This is a genomic window from Microbacterium sp. sgz311019, from assembly GCF_056135325.1.
On the sequence record NZ_JBWAXO010000001.1, the window covers coordinates 23000 to 37502 of the forward strand.

Sequence of the window (14503 nt, forward strand, 5' to 3'; positions counted from 1 at the left end):
GCAGAATTGATGGTTGGACCGCCGCCCGACCCTCTAATCCGGCGCGCGGACCGACCCACAGAGCTTCCGCCGGGTGTGCACCCCACGCTTCTGGCGACGTTCGTCGTTCACACACACCATTCAGGAGAACCGTGGCTGTCAAGATCCGCCTCAAGCGGCTCGGCAAGATCCGTGCCCCGTACTACCGCATCGTCGTCGCCGACTCGCGCACCAAGCGCGACGGTCGCGTCATCGAAGAGATCGGCAAGTACCACCCCACCGAGGAGCCCTCGTTCATCGAGGTCGACTCCGAGCGTGCGCAGTACTGGCTGGGCGTCGGCGCGCAGCCGACCGAGCAGGTGCTCGCCATCCTCAAGCTCACGGGCGACTGGGGCACCTTCAAGGGCGACAAGAACGCCGTCTCGACCGTGAAGACGGCCGAGGTCAAGGGCGAGTTCCAGGTCGACGCGGCCAAGAAGTCGGTCATCAAGCCCAAGGCTGAGAAGAAGGCCGAAGCGCCTGCTCCCGCCGCGGACGAGGCCGCTGAGGCCGAGTCGACCGAGTCGGCCGAATAGTCGTGCTGGCCGCCGCGCTCGAGCACGTCGTCAAGGGGATCGTCGATCACCCCGATGACGTGCGGATCGTCTCGTCCACGTCGTCCCGCGGGGACGTGCTTCAGGTGCACGTGCACGCCGACGACCGTGGTCGCGTGATCGGGCGCGGCGGCCGTACCGCCAAGGCCCTGCGCACGCTCATCGGCGCTCTCGCGGATGGGCGGCGGGTGCGCGTCGACGTCGCGGACGACTGATGGCCGAGGTCAAGGTCCCGCGTCCCTCCTCCGAGTCCAAGCCCGCGCGCACGCAGCTGCGCGTCGGGCGGCTCCTCAAGGCCCACGGCCTCAAGGGCGCCTTCAAACTCGAGCTGTACACCGACGACCCGGATGGGCGCTTCGTCCCCGGTGCCGTCTTCACCCTGCAGGTGCCCGAGTCCTCGCCGTGGCACGGCAGGTCGGTCACCGTGCGCGAGTTCCGCTGGATGAACTCGCATCCCGTCGTCTTCCTCGAGGACGTCGACGACCGCACGGCCGCGGAGAGCCTCGTGCGCGCCATCCTCTGGATCGACCAGGATGCGACCGCGGAGTCATCTGAGGACGACGCGTGGTACGACCACCAGCTGGTGGGTCTCGACGTGGTCCGCGACGGCGAGACCATCGGCCGCGTGCTGCGCGTCGACCACTTCCCGGCGCAGGATCTGCTGATCGTCCGCAGCGGCGACCGCGAGGTGCTCGTGCCGTTCGTGAAGGCGATCGTGCCCGAGGTCGACATCGCCGCCGCTCGTGTCGTCGTCACGCCGCCTCCTGGCCTCTTCGAGGAGCTGGCCGGCGACGAAGACGAGCCGGATTCGTCTGAGGCCCCCGCGGACGAGGCCGCCGACGAGGACTGAGCCACCCGGCCAGCCCCCGACTCCCGGCTAGCATCGTCGGGTGCGCATCGACGTCCTGACGATCTTCCCCTCCTTCTTCGACGTGCTCGAGGTGTCGCTCCTCGGAAAGGCGCGCGGGGCAGGGCTCCTCGACGTCCGCGTGCACGACCTGCGCGACTGGACGCACGACCGTCACCGCACCGTCGACGACACGCCGTACGGCGGGGGCGCGGGCATGGTCATGAAGCCGGAACCCTGGGGCGAGGCGCTGGATGCCGTGACGGCAGGCTCCGAGCATCCTGTGATCGTCTTCCCCTCGCCGGCCGGTGAGGTTTTCACGCAGCGCACCGCGAGGGCCCTCCTCGACGCCGACCATCTCGTCTTCGGCTGCGGCCGGTACGAGGGCATCGACGAGCGCGTCTTCGCGTACGCCGCGACGCTCGGCGAGGTGCGGCTGCTGAGCCTCGGCGACTACGTCCTCAACGGGGGAGAGGTCGCGGCCATGGCCATGATCGAGGCCGTCGGGCGACTCATCCCCGGCGTCGTCGGCAACCCCCACAGCCTCGTGGAGGAGTCGCACGAGGACGGCCTGCTCGAGTACCCGTCGTACACGAAGCCCTCGGCCTGGCGCGGCTACGAGGTGCCGCCCATCCTGTTGAGCGGCAACCACGGTGCGATCGCCGCGTGGCGGCGCGAGCAGCAGGTGATCCGCACGCGGGAGCGCCGGCCCGACCTGTTGGCGGAGGAGTGACCTCACATTCCCGAGAGGGCGACTGTGGGATGGAGTTGATGCCGGGGTAATCCGGCACACGATAGGCCGGAACGTTCGGCGCCCATCATCGGAGCATGCCGGAGGCCCGCACCGTCTGCTCATACTGCGGGGTCGGTTGCGGCATCGCCGTGGTGACAGCGCCCGCCCCTCTTTCGCTGAAGGTGACGGGCGACAAGGCGCACCCGACCAATCGCGGGCGGCTCTGCACGAAAGGCGCGACGCACGCCGACCTGATGAAGGCACCGGGGCGGCTGGCATCCGCTCTCGTCCGTCCCGCGCGCGGCGAGGAGCCTGTTCCCGTCCCGCTTGACGATGCCGTCTCGGATGCCGCGGCGCGGCTGAGCGCGATCGTGGCGGAACACGGTCCGGATGCGGTCGCCCTCTACGTCTCGGGGCAGCTGAGCACCGAGGCGCAGTACCTGGCGAACAAGCTCGTCAAGGGATACCTACGCGGTATGCACATCGAGTCCAACTCGCGCCTGTGCATGGCGTCGGCGGGAACCGGCTACAAGCAGTCGCTCGGAGCGGACGGGCCGCCCGGCTCCTACGAAGACCTCGACCGCGCCGACCTGTTCTTCGTCATCGGCTCCAACATGGCGGACTGCCACCCGATCCTGTTCCTGCGCATGGCCGATCGACTGAAGCAGGGAGCGCGCCTCATCGTCGTCGACCCGCGCCGGACGACCACCGCGGAGCGGGCCGATCTCTTCCTCCAGATCCGCGCAGGCACCGATCTCGCCCTGCTGAACGGCCTGCTCCACCTGCTCGTCGAGTCCGGGTCCATCGACCGCGAATTCATCGCCGCCCACACCGAGGGATGGGATGCCATGCCCGCATTCCTCGCCGAGTACCCGCCGGCGCGGGTCGCCGAACTCACGGGGCTCGCCGAGGAGGACGTCCGGACGGCCGCGCGCTGGATCGGGGAAGCAGGCGAGTGGATGACCCTGTGGACGATGGGTCTCAACCAGTCGACACACGGCACGTGGTCCACGAACGCGATCTGCAACCTGCACCTGGCGACCGGCGCGATCTGCCGGCCGGGAAGCGGCCCGTTCTCCCTCACCGGCCAGCCCAACGCGATGGGCGGCCGCGAGATGGGCTACATGGGACCGGGGCTCCCCGGACAGCGATCCGTGTTCAGCGCCGACGACCGAGCCTTCGCGGAGGAGGTGTGGGGCCTGGAGCCGGGCGCCATCCGCGCGGACTCGGGCACGGGGACCATCGACATGTTCCGGCGGGTGGCGGCGGGCGAGATCAAAGCCGTCTGGATCATCTGCAGCAACCCCGTCGCATCCGTCGCCAATCGCAGCACCGTGATCGAGGCGCTCGAGGCGGCCGAGCTCGTGATCGTCCAGGATGCGTACGCCGAGACCGCGACGACCGCCTACGCGGACATCGCACTGCCGGCCGCGATGTGGATCGAATCCGACGGGGTCATGGTCAGCAGCGACCGCACGCTCACTCTGGTGCACGAGGTGCTGGAGGCCCCGGGCGACGCCCAGCCGGACTGGCTCACGATCTGCCGGGTCGCGCACGCGATGGGCTACGCGGAGGGATTCGACTTCACGACCACTGCGGAGGTGTTCGAGGAGATCCGCCGGTTCTGGAACCCACAGACCGGGTGGGACCTCCGCGGCGTGACGTACGAGCGTCTGCGGCGGGGCCCGGTCCAGTGGCCGGCGCCACCGGACGATGCCGGCGACCGGCACCCCATCCGCTACCTGAACGACGGCGTGAGCCAGACGCTGCGCGTCGCCGAGGACGGATCGATCCCGGCGCTCGCCTTCCCGACGCCGTCACGGCGCGCGCAGTTCCTCGCACGTCCGCACATGGACGCTGCGGAGCTGCCCGATGACGACCACCCGTGGGTGCTGAACACCGGCCGGCTGCCGCACCAATGGCACACGATGACGAAGACCGGCAAGATCGCGGCGCTCACCAAGCTGAACCCCGGTCCGTTCGTCGAGCTGCATCCGATGGATGCGCAGGCCCTCGGCATCGCCGACGGCGACCAGGTCGAGGTCGCCTCGCGCCGGGGGCGATTCGTCGTCCCGGCGGTCCTGACCGATCGCGTTCTGCCCGGCAACCTCTTCGCACCCTTCCACTGGAACGACGAGCACGGCGAGCACCTCGCCGTCAACGCCGCCACGAGCGACGCCGTCGACGAGCACTCGGCGCAGCCCGAGCTCAAGTACGCGGCCGTGTCCGTTCGGCGCGTCGCTCCCGCCGCGGAGGCGACGGATCCGGCGCAACCGGGGGTGGCGTCGACGACACCGGTGCTCGCGGCCGCCGGGCTCGCCCCGCCGCCGCTCACCGAGGTCGAGAGGGCCTACCTCGCCGGGTTCCTGACGTCGGCGGATGCCGCCGAGGGTGCGCCTGTCATCCCCGGCCCTGCGCCGCTGTCGCCGCTCGCGCGCGCGTGGGCGGAGGGGCTGCTCGCCGGTGCACGGGCCGGCTCGCGCGACGCTGTCGAGGCGCTGGACGAGGTGATCCTCGCGTGGGGATCGCAGACCGGCTCGGCGGAGGAGTTCGCGGCCGGGGCAGCCGAGACCATGCGGGCCAACGGCATCCCGGTGAGCGTTCGCAGCATGGCGGATCTCCGCGCGCACGAGCTTGTCGAAGCACGTCGCCTCCTCGTCGTCACGTCGACCTTCGGCGACGGCGGGCCGCCGGACAACGCGGCGGCGCTGTGGAGCGAGCTCGCCGCCGAGAACGCACCCCAGCTGTCCGGCCTGAGCTATGCCGTGCTGGCGCTCGGCGACTCGAACTACGACGACTTCTGCGCGCACGGCCGCCGGCTGGACGAGCGTCTCGGCGCGCTCGGGGCATCGGCCCTCCTGGAGCGCGTGGAAGTCGAGCCGGACTCGACCGGCTCGCGCGACGCGTGGCTGGAACGGGTTCTCGGAGTGCTGGGCGCCGGCGTTACTCCCGTCGAAGCCGCACGATCGACCCAGCGGCTCTTCACTCGCGCGAACCCCGTTCGCGCCTCGCGGGTGCGCAACGACCTGCTGAGCGGCCCGGGGTCGGCGAAGGAGGTGCGGCGCATCGCCCTCGACATCGCCGACACCGGCGCGGCCTACGCGGCGGGCGACTCCCTCGGCGTCGTGTGCGCGAACGCCCCCTCCGTCGTCGCGGAATGGCTCGAGGCCACCGGCATCCCGGCAGGAACCATCGTCGAGGTCGACGACCGGGAGCGCTCGTTCGGCGATGCGCTGCGGACCCGGCTCGACATCACCCGCACCCCGCTCGACCTCGTGCGGTTCGTCGCGGACCGCAGCGGCGACAGCACGCTCGCGACCCTCCTGCGCCGGGAGAACAAGGGGCGGCTGGAGCAGTACCTGTGGGGGCGCCAGGCGATCGACCTCGTGCGCGAGTTCCCCGTGGACGCCTCGGCTGCGGAGTGGGTCGGTGTGCTCAAGCGCCTGCAGCCGCGGCAGTACTCGATCTCGTCGAGCCCGAAGTCCGGCGCCGACACCGTCGAGCTCACCGTGTCGGTCGTGCGATTCGACACGGATGCGGGCACCCGGCGCGGCGGCGTGTGCTCGACCTTCCTCTCCGACGGCGAGGAGGCGGGGATTCCCGTCTTCCTGCAGCGCTCCACGGATTTCCGGCCTCCGAGCGACCCCGGCGCGCCGATGATCATGATCGGCCCGGGCACGGGGGTCGCCCCCTTCCGCGGATTCCTCCACGACCGCCGCGCCGACGGCCACGGCGGGCGCAACTGGCTCTTCTTCGGCGAGCAGCACGAGTCCACCGACTTCTACTACCGGGACGAGCTCGACTCGATGCGCGCCGATGGGTTCCTGACGCGCCTCGACGTCGCGTTCTCACGGGATCAGCGCCAGAAGGTCTACGTGCAGGACCGCATGGTCGAGCACGGCTCGGAGTTGTGGCGCTGGCTCGAGGACGGCGCCCACGTCTACGTGTGCGGGGATGCGGCCCGAATGGCGCCCGACGTCGAGGCGGCGCTCGTCTCGATCGCGCAGCAGCATGGCGGCCTGTCGTCGGACGGGGCGGCGGAGTACATCCAGCGGATGGCATCCGACCGCCGCTACGTCCGCGACGTCTACTGATCTCCGCGAGCCTCTACCGCAAAGCCTCGTGCCTGTTGGTCACTCGTCCGCCCCCGACGCGACGGCAGGGCGCGGGCACACGAGAAAGAGGGATGCGCCGGTGCGACGCATCCCTCTTCCGCCGGAAGTCGGGTCAGATGCGCTGGTTCGCGAGCGACGCGCGCGGGATGACGTAGACGACCACGGTCAGCGCGAACAGCGCCGCGTACGCGATGACGAAGCCCGTGAAGGCCGCCGTGTAGCCGCCCGTCGCGGCCTGCGACGCGTTCAGGATCTGCGGGACGATGAAACCTCCGTAAGCGCCGATGGCGGCGACGATGCCGAGGGATGCCGCGGCCCGCCGCTGCACCGTCACGGCTTCGGGGGATCCGCCGACGATGCCCTTCGCGTGCGCACGGGCGGCGAAGATGCTCGGGATCATGCGGTAGGCCGCCCCGTTGCCGAGGCCGGTCGCGGCGAAGAGCACGAGGAAGCAGACGAGGTAGGCGCCGAAGGCGTGCAGCGGCATCATCAGCATGAGCGCCACCGTGGCCGCGGCCATCAGGGCGAACGCGCCGGCGGTCACACGAGCGCCGCCCCAGCGGTCGGCCAGTCGGCCGCCGAACGGCCGGGCGAGCGAGCCGACGAGCGCGCCGAGGAAGGCGAGCGAGACGATGGCGCCGCCGACGTGGATGGTCGACATCGCCGGGAACTGATCGGTCATGAGCTTCGGGAAGACGCTCGCGAAGCCGATGAACGACCCGAACGTGCCGATGTACAGGAGCGCCATGATCCACAGGTGCGGCTCGCGCAGGGCACCGGCGGATCCCCGGATGTCGGCCTTCGCCGACGACAGGTTGTCCATGCAGCGCCAGGCCCCGACCATCGCGACGAGGATCAGGGGCACCCACATCCATCCCGCCAGCGGGAGGCGGATCGTCGCGGCGGCGCCGATCGTCACGACGATCGGCACGGCGAACTGCGCGACGGAGGTGCCGAGGTTGCCGCCGGCCGCGTTGAGCCCGAGTGCCCAGCCCTTCTCGCGCTGCGGGAAGAAGTAGGTGATGTTCGCCATCGAGCTCGCGAAGTTGCCGCCGCCGACACCCGCGAGGGCCGCGACGAGCAGGAGCACCCCGAACGGCGTCTCGGGGTTCGACACGACGATCCCCAGCAGCACCGTCGGGATGAGGAGCAGGCCGGCCGACACGATCGTCCAGTTGCGGCCGCCGAAGATCGCGACCATGAACGTGTACGGGAACCGCAGCGTGGCGCCGACGAGGCTCGGCAGGGAGATCAGCCAGAACGCCTCGGAGGTGGTCAGGTGGAAGCCTGCCGCGGGCAGCATCACGACGACGATGCTCCACAGCTGCCAGACGATGAAGCCGAGGAACTCGGCGAAGATCGACCAGCGCAGGTTGCGGTGGGCGATCGCCCGGCCTCCGGACTGCCAGAAGTCGGTGTTCTCGGGGTCCCATCCGTCGATCCAGCGGCCGGGCCGTCGGGTGAGGGACAGGCCGGCAGCGGCCGGTGTCGAGCCGGGTGCGGTGCCGGGTGCGGTGGGTGTGGCGGTGGTGGTCATTGCGCCTCCTCGAGGGTCAGCGGGTGAGTTCAACTCACGCTACGAACCGCGCGTTTCCGCCGATCGGGCGCCGTCTTGCGTCGACGTCACGTCTTCGTCACCGGATGCGGCGGCATCCCGTGGGGGATTCGTCACACGCGCGAAACACGCTCACGCGGCCTCGACGACGTCGAGCCGGTAACCCCGTTTGATGACCGTGCGCACGAGTCCGGGCGCGTCGAGCGACTCGCGCAGGCGCGCGATGGCCATCTCGACGGCGTGCGTGCTGTCGCCCGAGCGGGGCAGGACGGCGTGCAGGCGGTGGCGGGTGACGACGGCGCCGGATGCGTCGAACAGGGCCGCCATGATGCCGGTGGCGCTGGGGGAGAGCGGGATGTGCCGGCCGTCGAGCACGACCCCGGCACTGCGCAGCTCGAGCGTCCCCGCGGTGGTCGGCAGAGAGGCGGCGGAGCCGCCGCTGTAGTGCGTCACCACCGCCCGCACGAGCGATCCGAGTCGGCCGCGCTCGGCGATGAGCGTCTCTGCGCCGGTCGACTGGAGCGGGCCGGCGGTGATGGGACCGACAGCGGCCAGGAGCAGTCTGCCGCGGAGCGACCGCGCCACGATGTCCTCGAGCGCATCCTCGCGCTCGGCGGCCGCGACCCACTCCGCTGCCCCGGGCGCGGAGGTGAAGAGCACCGCGTCGACCTCCCCGCGCGCTGCCGCCGCGACCGAGCGCGACACGGCCACCGCATCCGGCGGCGGCCCCCAGCGGTACACGGTGAGGCTGACGACGTCGGCGCCGGCGTCGGAGAAGAGCTCGTCCAGCCCGTCCGCGCCGGATCCGTGGTGCTGCACGGCGATGCGCCGTCCGGCCACGCCCGCTGCGATCAGGTATTCGCCGAGCTCGGCGGAGGTCTCCGACTCGGCGACCCAGTCGGCCGTGAATCCGGCCTGCTGGATCGCGCCCCGCGCCTTCGGCCCGCGCGCGACGATCTGCGCCCGCTCGAGCACCGTGTGGAGCTCATCCACGAGGCCGGCTTCGTCAGCCGCCTCCATCCAGCCGCGGAATCCGACCCCGGTCGTCGCGACGACGATGTCCGGCGGTCGCGCGATGAGCTCGCGCGTCGCCGCCAGCAGGGCGTCGTCGTCGATGTGCGGCACGATCGACAGTGCGGGCGCGTGGCGCACCACAGCCCCGTGCCGCTGCAGCGCGGCCGCCAGCTCGCTCGAGCGCCGATCGACCGCGATGACGATCGTGCATCCCTCCAGGGCGGAGGACAGCGCAGGCCGTGGATCGCTCATCGGGCCCCCAGATCCAGGGTGGCTTCGCTCGCGAGGTCGATCGCGTCCAGGAGCCCCGCGCGCGCGACCTCCCCGATCACGATCACCGCGGGGTTGCGCACCCCGGCGACGGCTGCGGCCGTCACGGCCTCGCCGATCGTCGTGCGGGTCGTCCGCTGCGATGGGGTGTGCCCGCCCTCGACGATCGCGACCGGGCGCTCCGGCCGCGCCCCTGCGCGCAGTGCCGCGGCGATCAGCCGCGGCAGCGCCGACACGCCCATGAGCACCACTGTCGTGACCGCCTCGTCGGCGAGGGCGGACAGGGTCGACGAGGTGAGTTCCGCCTGGCCGTTGACCACGTGGAAGCCGCACGAGAGCCCGCGGTGCGTGACGGGGATGCCGGCGGCCTCCGGCACCGCGACGGCGCTCGTCACGCCGGGGACGACCTGGACGGGCACGCCGGCGACTTGGCACGCCGCGACCTCCTCGCCGCCGCGGCCGAAGACGAAGGGGTCTCCGCCCTTCAGCCGTACGACCCGCATGCCCTCCCGCGCCCGCGCGACGAGGATCGCGTTGATCTCGTCCTGGGGGACGGGGTGGTGGCCCGGGTGCTTGCCGACGTCGATGATCTCCACGCCGGGACCGAGCAGTTCGTCGATATCGGTCGGACCGAGGCGGTCCATGACCACGACGTCGGCACGCGCCAGCAGGCGCCAGGCGCGCACGGTCATCAGATCGAGCGCGCCCGGGCCGCCGCCCACGATGTCCACACGTCCCGTGACCGTCATCCGGCGCCTCCCCACTTCACCAGCACCCGGTCGCCGTCGACGGCCACGGGCCAGACGACGAGGGATGCCGCATCCTTTCCCTGCGTGTCCACGCACATCCCCGTGCGGAGGTCGAAGATCTGCTTGTACATGGGCGACGCGACGGTCGGGGCATCCCCGCGGGTGCCGACGATCCCGCGGGACATGACGTTCGCGCCGCTGTAGGGGTCGAGATTCGACACGGCATGCACGCGGCCGCCGTGGACGAGGAAGAGGGCGATCTGCGTCCCCTCGACAAGGGCGGCCCGGCCGCGCTCGAGCTCCAGGTCGTCGAGGCTGCACACCTCGATCCAGGTCGTCACGCGCTCGGCCACATCGGTCATCGCCGCACCTCCAGGGTCGTGCCGGCAATGAGGACGCGTCCGCTGTCGCGCTCGTCGGCGGTGGCCGGCCGCGGCTGTCCGCGCTCCGCGGTGTACGCGAGGGACGGATCCGGGGTCGTCGGCTCGTTGACGAACGAGGCGAACCGACGGAGCTTGTCCGGGTCCTCGAGCGTCGCCTTCCACTCGTCCTCATAGCTGTCGAGGTGAGCGGCCATGGCCGCATCGAGGTCGGCGCAGATGCCCAGGCTGTCCTCGAGGACGACCGCGCGCAGGCCGTCGACGCCGCCCTCGAGCTCCTCCAGCCACGGGGCGGTGCGCTGGAGGCGGTCGGCCGTGAAGATGTAGTACATCAGGAACCGGTCGATCGTCGTCACGAGCTCGTCGTCGCTCAGGCCCTCGGCGAGGAGCACCGCGTGACGGGGCGTGAAGCCCCCGTTGCCGCCGACGTAGAGATTCCAGCCTGCCTCCGTCGCGATGACGCCGACGTCCTTGCCGCGCGCCTCGGCGCACTCGCGGGCGCACCCCGACACGCCGAGCTTGAGCTTGTGGGGGGAGCGCAGCCCGCGGTAGCGCAGCTCGAGCGCAACCGCCATGCCGACGGAGTCCTGGACGCCGTAGCGGCACCACGTCGACCCGACGCACGACTTCACCGTGCGCAGCGATTTGCCGTACGCGTGGCCGGACTCGAACCCGGCGTCGACGAGCCGCCGCCAGATGTCGGGCAGCTGCTCGAGCCGGGCGCCGAACATGTCGATGCGCTGACCGCCCGTGATCTTCGTGTACAGCCCGAAGTCGCGGGCGACCTCGCCGATGACGAGCAGCCCCTCGGGGGTGATCTCGCCCCCCGGAATGCGCGGCACGACGGAGTAGCTGCCGTCCTTCTGGAGGTTCGCCATCACGTGATCGTTGGTGTCCTGCAGTGTCGCGTTCTCGCCGTCGAGCACGTGCCCGTGGACGAGGGTCGAGAGGATGCTGGCCAGCACGGGCTTGCAGATGTCGCAGCCGCGCCCGCGGCCGAAGCGCTCGATGACGGCGCTGAACGTCGCGAGCCCCGAGACGCGGACCGCGTCGAAGAGCTGACGGCGGGACAGATCGAAGTGCTCGCACAGCGCGGTGCTCACGGTGGCGCCCGCCTTCACGAGCTCCACCCCAACGATCTTCTTGACCGTCACGAGGCACGACCCGCAGGCGGCGCCGGCCTTGGTGCACGCCTTCACTCCGGCGACATCGGTGCAGCCGTCCTCGTGCACGGCGGCCCTGATCGTTCCCGCGCTGACGCTGTTGCACGAGCACACGAGCGCGGCATCGGGCAGTTCGCCCGTCGGGGCCGCGCCGGCAGCCTCGGGCAGGAGGTAGGCGGCAGGGTCCGCGCCGAGTCCGGCGCCGAGCAGCGGTCTCAGCGATCCGTAGGCCGCCGCGTCGCCCACGAGGATGCCGCCGAGCAGCGTCTTCGCGTCATCGGAGAGCACGAGCTTCTTGTAGACCCCGGCGATCGGGTCGGCGTACACGACGTCGAGCGCGCCGGGCGTCTCGGCGAAGGCGTCGCCGAAGCTCGCCACGTCGACGCCCGACAGCTTGAGCTTCGTCGACAGGTCGTAGCCGGGGAATGATGCGTCGCCTCCGAGGAGCCGCGTCGCGGCCACCTCGGCCATCGCGTACCCGGGCGCGACGAGCCCGACGCACATCCCCGCGTAGTTCGCGACCTCGCCGATCGCCAGGATGCGCGGGTCCGACGTCTGGCAGCCGGCATCGATGAGGACGCCGCCGCGGGGGTGCACGTCCAGCTCCGCCCCCCGGGCGAGCTCGTCCCGCGGACGGACGCCGACCGTGAACACGACGACGTCGGTCGCGGCGTAGCCTCCGTCGCGGAACTCCAGCCCGGCGACCGATCCGCCGCTGTCCGGGTCGAGCCGGGTGGTGACGGCATCCGTCTTCACCGCGATCCCTCGCGCCTCGATGAGCCGGCGCAGCGCATCCGCCGCCGGCTGGTCGAGCTGTGCCGACATCAGGCGGCTCGACGACTGCACGACGGTGCAGTCCACTCCGAGCCCCTGCAGCGCCCCCGCCGCCTCCAGCCCCAGCAGTCCGCCGCCGATGACCGTTCCGACGAGGGGCCGGCCGAGCTCGGCCGACCGCCGCTGCACGAAGTCCTCCAGCGCCTCGACATCGGCGAGCGTGCGGTAGACGAAGCATCCCGGGAGGCCATAGCCCTCGACCGCGAGCCGCGCCGGCGATGACCCCGTGGCGAGAACGAGGGCGTCGTAGCCGACGCTCATACCGGCCTTCGTCGTCACGCGTCGAGCGCGCCGATCGATGCGCGCCACCGCGTCGCCGCGGAGGAAGCCCACGCGCTCGTCGTCGAAGAGGCTGCGGTCCAGGGTGAGGTCCTGCGCGCTCGCCCCGGCGAAGAACGAGGTGAGCCCGACGCGATCGTACGGGTCGCGGTCCTCCTCGCCGATCAGGGTCAACCGCCAGTCGTCGCCGGCTCGGCTGAGGAGGCTCTCGGCGAAGCGGTGCGCGACCATGCCGGCGCCCACCACGACGATGCGTGGTCCGGGGCCGGAGGGGCGTCGCATCCCGTCACCGTAGTCAAGCGATGTTGCCTGGTTGTCAGCGTCATGTTTCCGGCTCTTGACGTGCGCGTGCCGTGCCATGGTTCCTCCTCCGTGGGCGGTGCTCGTGCAGCGACCGTACGGCGACGGTGTTTCCGGCCCGGCGGAGCCTCGATTACCTCGAGGCAACGATTCGTTCACAGCACCGGCCGCACGGTTGTGAGGCGCCCTCCCCGCACGCGTGCGCAGATGGAAGACTGAACGGATCGTCGGCTATGGCGCCGACGGGAGGGGACGGCGGGATGCGACGCGCGAAGATCGTGGCGACCCTGGGGCCGGCGACGACAGATGAAGAGACCGTGGATGCCCTCGTGCGTGCGGGGATCGACATCGCGCGCATCAATTTCGGCCACGGCGACAACGACCGGCATCGAGAGCTGTACGACTCGGTGCGCCGGGCCTCCGCCGCCAGCGGCCGGCCGGTCGGCATCCTGGCGGACCTGCCCGGCTCCAAGATCCGCATCGGCACGTTCGCCGAGAACCCGCAGCACCTCGTCGAGGGTGCCGTGTTCACGATCACGACCGACGATGTACCAGGCACGAACGAGGTGGTCAGCACCGCATTCCCCGCACTCATCACGAGCGTCGCGCCGGGAGACGACATCGTGCTCAACGACGGCCGGGTGCGCCTGCGCGTGCTGGAGACCGACGACCGGAGTGCGCGGACCGCGGTGGTCCTCGGCGGAATCGTGCACGACCACACCGCGGTCAACCTCCCCGGCGTCGATCTGACGTCCCCGCCGCTCACCGAGAAGGACGTCGCCGATCTGCGGTGGGCGCTCCGACTGGGCGTCGACATGGTCGCGCTTTCGTTCGTGCGCGGCCCGAAGGATGCTCTGCGCGTGCAGGTCGTGATGGCGGAGGAGGGGCGCCAGATCCCCGTCATCGCCAAGATCGAGCGCCCCCAGGCCGTCGATCAGCTGCAGGAGATCATCGACGCCTTCGACGGGGTCATGATCGCGCGGGGCGATCTCGGCGTCGAGCTGCCGCTCGAGTCCGTCCCGATCGTGCAGAAGCACGCGATCGAGCTCGCCCGGCGCTGGGCCAAGCCCGTGATCGTCGCGACGCAGATGCTCGAGTCGATGCTCGCCAGCCCCGTCCCGACGCGGGCCGAGACGAGCGACGTCGCGAACGCCGTCATCGACGGGGCGGATGCCGTCATGCTCTCGGGCGAGACCAGCATCGGGCTGCATCCGGTGCGGGCGGTCGAGACGATGGCCCGCATCATCGAGTCCACCGAGCAGCGCGGGCTCGACCGCATCCCGCCGCTCGGCACCCGCCCGCACACGCAGGGAGGTGCTCTCACGCTCGCGGCGCTCGAGATCGCGGAATTCGTGGATGCCTCGTACCTGTGCGTGTTCACCCACGCCGGCGACTCCGCCCGGCGTCTCTCGCGGCTGCGTCACGCGACCCCGATCGTGGCCTTCTCCGACCTCGCATCGACGCAGTCGCAGCTCGCCCTGGTCTGGGGTGTCGAGCCGCTCCTCATGCCGCGTGCGCAGAGCACGGACGACCTCATCCGCGGTCTCGACGAGATGATGCTCGCCGCCGGCCATGTGCGGGAGGGCGATCGGGTGGTCGTCATCTCCGGAGCCCCGCCGGGAATCTCGGGGTCGACGAACAATGTCCGGGTCCACACGATCGGCGCACTGGGTGGCGCGTGAGGGGATGACG

The 14503-nt window shown here is 71.1% G+C and carries 11 protein-coding genes; 6 read left to right on the forward strand and 5 right to left on the reverse strand.

Annotated elements, in window-relative coordinates:
- The first annotated feature begins 131 nt into the window (after positions 1–131).
- The 5 genes from rpsP to AC0NZN_RS00130 all read left to right on the forward strand — a co-directional run bounded on the left by rpsP (position 132) and on the right by AC0NZN_RS00130 (position 6246).
- Positions 132–554: a 30S ribosomal protein S16 gene (gene rpsP / locus AC0NZN_RS00110; RefSeq protein WP_474590234.1), complete on the forward strand. Its 423-nt coding sequence runs from the start codon at positions 132–134 to the stop codon at positions 552–554.
- Between the two features lie 2 nt (positions 555–556).
- Positions 557–787 (forward strand): RNA-binding protein, encoded by a 231-nt coding sequence (locus AC0NZN_RS00115; RefSeq protein ID WP_474590235.1) that lies wholly within the window; start codon positions 557–559, stop codon positions 785–787.
- Positions 787–1422: a ribosome maturation factor RimM gene (gene rimM / locus AC0NZN_RS00120; protein WP_474590236.1), complete on the forward strand. Its 636-nt coding sequence runs from the start codon at positions 787–789 to the stop codon at positions 1420–1422. The genes AC0NZN_RS00115 and rimM overlap by 1 nt, the downstream gene beginning before the upstream one ends.
- 40 nt (positions 1423–1462) lie before the next feature.
- Positions 1463–2152 carry a tRNA (guanosine(37)-N1)-methyltransferase TrmD gene (gene trmD, locus AC0NZN_RS00125; protein ID WP_474590237.1) on the forward strand — a complete coding sequence of 230 codons (690 nt, stop codon included), beginning with the start codon at positions 1463–1465 and terminating at the stop codon, positions 2150–2152.
- A gap of 95 nt (positions 2153–2247) precedes the next feature.
- Positions 2248–6246 (forward strand): molybdopterin-dependent oxidoreductase, encoded by a 3999-nt coding sequence (locus AC0NZN_RS00130; protein ID WP_474590238.1) that lies wholly within the window; start codon positions 2248–2250, stop codon positions 6244–6246.
- A 133-nt stretch (positions 6247–6379) separates the two neighbouring features.
- On the opposite strand, the gene AC0NZN_RS00135 is transcribed toward AC0NZN_RS00130, so the two are convergent.
- From AC0NZN_RS00135 to nirB, 5 genes are all read right to left on the reverse strand, one after another.
- The gene (locus tag AC0NZN_RS00135) at positions 6380–7804 is read right to left on the reverse strand and encodes an MFS transporter (RefSeq protein ID WP_474590239.1); all 1425 of its coding nucleotides are present in this window, start codon (positions 7802–7804) and stop codon (positions 6380–6382) included.
- Positions 7805–7954: 150 nt separating this feature from the next.
- Positions 7955–9088: a uroporphyrinogen-III synthase gene (locus AC0NZN_RS00140; RefSeq protein ID WP_474590240.1), complete on the reverse strand. Its 1134-nt coding sequence runs from the start codon at positions 9086–9088 to the stop codon at positions 7955–7957.
- Positions 9085–9855 (reverse strand): uroporphyrinogen-III C-methyltransferase, encoded by a 771-nt coding sequence (cobA, locus tag AC0NZN_RS00145; protein ID WP_474590241.1) that lies wholly within the window; start codon positions 9853–9855, stop codon positions 9085–9087. The genes AC0NZN_RS00140 and cobA overlap by 4 nt, the downstream gene beginning before the upstream one ends.
- Positions 9852–10217 (reverse strand): nitrite reductase small subunit NirD, encoded by a 366-nt coding sequence (nirD, locus tag AC0NZN_RS00150; RefSeq protein ID WP_474590242.1) that lies wholly within the window; start codon positions 10215–10217, stop codon positions 9852–9854. Before nirD ends, cobA begins: the two co-directional genes overlap by 4 nt.
- Complete coding sequence (gene nirB / locus AC0NZN_RS00155; RefSeq protein WP_474590243.1) at positions 10214–12793, reverse strand: nitrite reductase large subunit NirB; 2580 nt, start codon at positions 12791–12793, stop codon at positions 10214–10216. The genes nirD and nirB overlap by 4 nt, the downstream gene beginning before the upstream one ends.
- A gap of 278 nt (positions 12794–13071) precedes the next feature.
- Here nirB and pyk point away from each other — a divergent pair, with 278 nt between their 5' ends.
- Positions 13072–14493: a pyruvate kinase gene (gene pyk, locus AC0NZN_RS00160; protein WP_474590244.1), complete on the forward strand. Its 1422-nt coding sequence runs from the start codon at positions 13072–13074 to the stop codon at positions 14491–14493.
- Positions 14494–14503 lie beyond the last annotated feature (10 nt).

Excerpts from the sequence above, each read along its gene's own strand:
- AC0NZN_RS00130 (WP_474590238.1), top strand. The coding sequence starts at position 2,248 with ATGCCGGAGGCCCGCACCGTCTGCTCATACTGCGGGGTCGGTTGCGGC.
- pyk (WP_474590244.1), top strand. The coding sequence starts at position 13,072 with ATGCGACGCGCGAAGATCGTGGCGACCCTGGGGCCGGCGACGACAGAT.
- AC0NZN_RS00140 (WP_474590240.1), bottom strand. The coding sequence starts at position 9,088 with ATGAGCGATCCACGGCCTGCGCTGTCCTCCGCCCTGGAGGGATGCACG.
- nirD (WP_474590242.1), bottom strand. The coding sequence starts at position 10,217 with ATGACCGATGTGGCCGAGCGCGTGACGACCTGGATCGAGGTGTGCAGC.
- rimM (WP_474590236.1), top strand. The coding sequence starts at position 787 with ATGGCCGAGGTCAAGGTCCCGCGTCCCTCCTCCGAGTCCAAGCCCGCG.
- AC0NZN_RS00135 (WP_474590239.1), bottom strand. The coding sequence starts at position 7,804 with ATGACCACCACCGCCACACCCACCGCACCCGGCACCGCACCCGGCTCG.
- cobA (WP_474590241.1), bottom strand. The coding sequence starts at position 9,855 with ATGACGGTCACGGGACGTGTGGACATCGTGGGCGGCGGCCCGGGCGCG.
- nirB (WP_474590243.1), bottom strand. The coding sequence starts at position 12,793 with ATGCGACGCCCCTCCGGCCCCGGACCACGCATCGTCGTGGTGGGCGCC.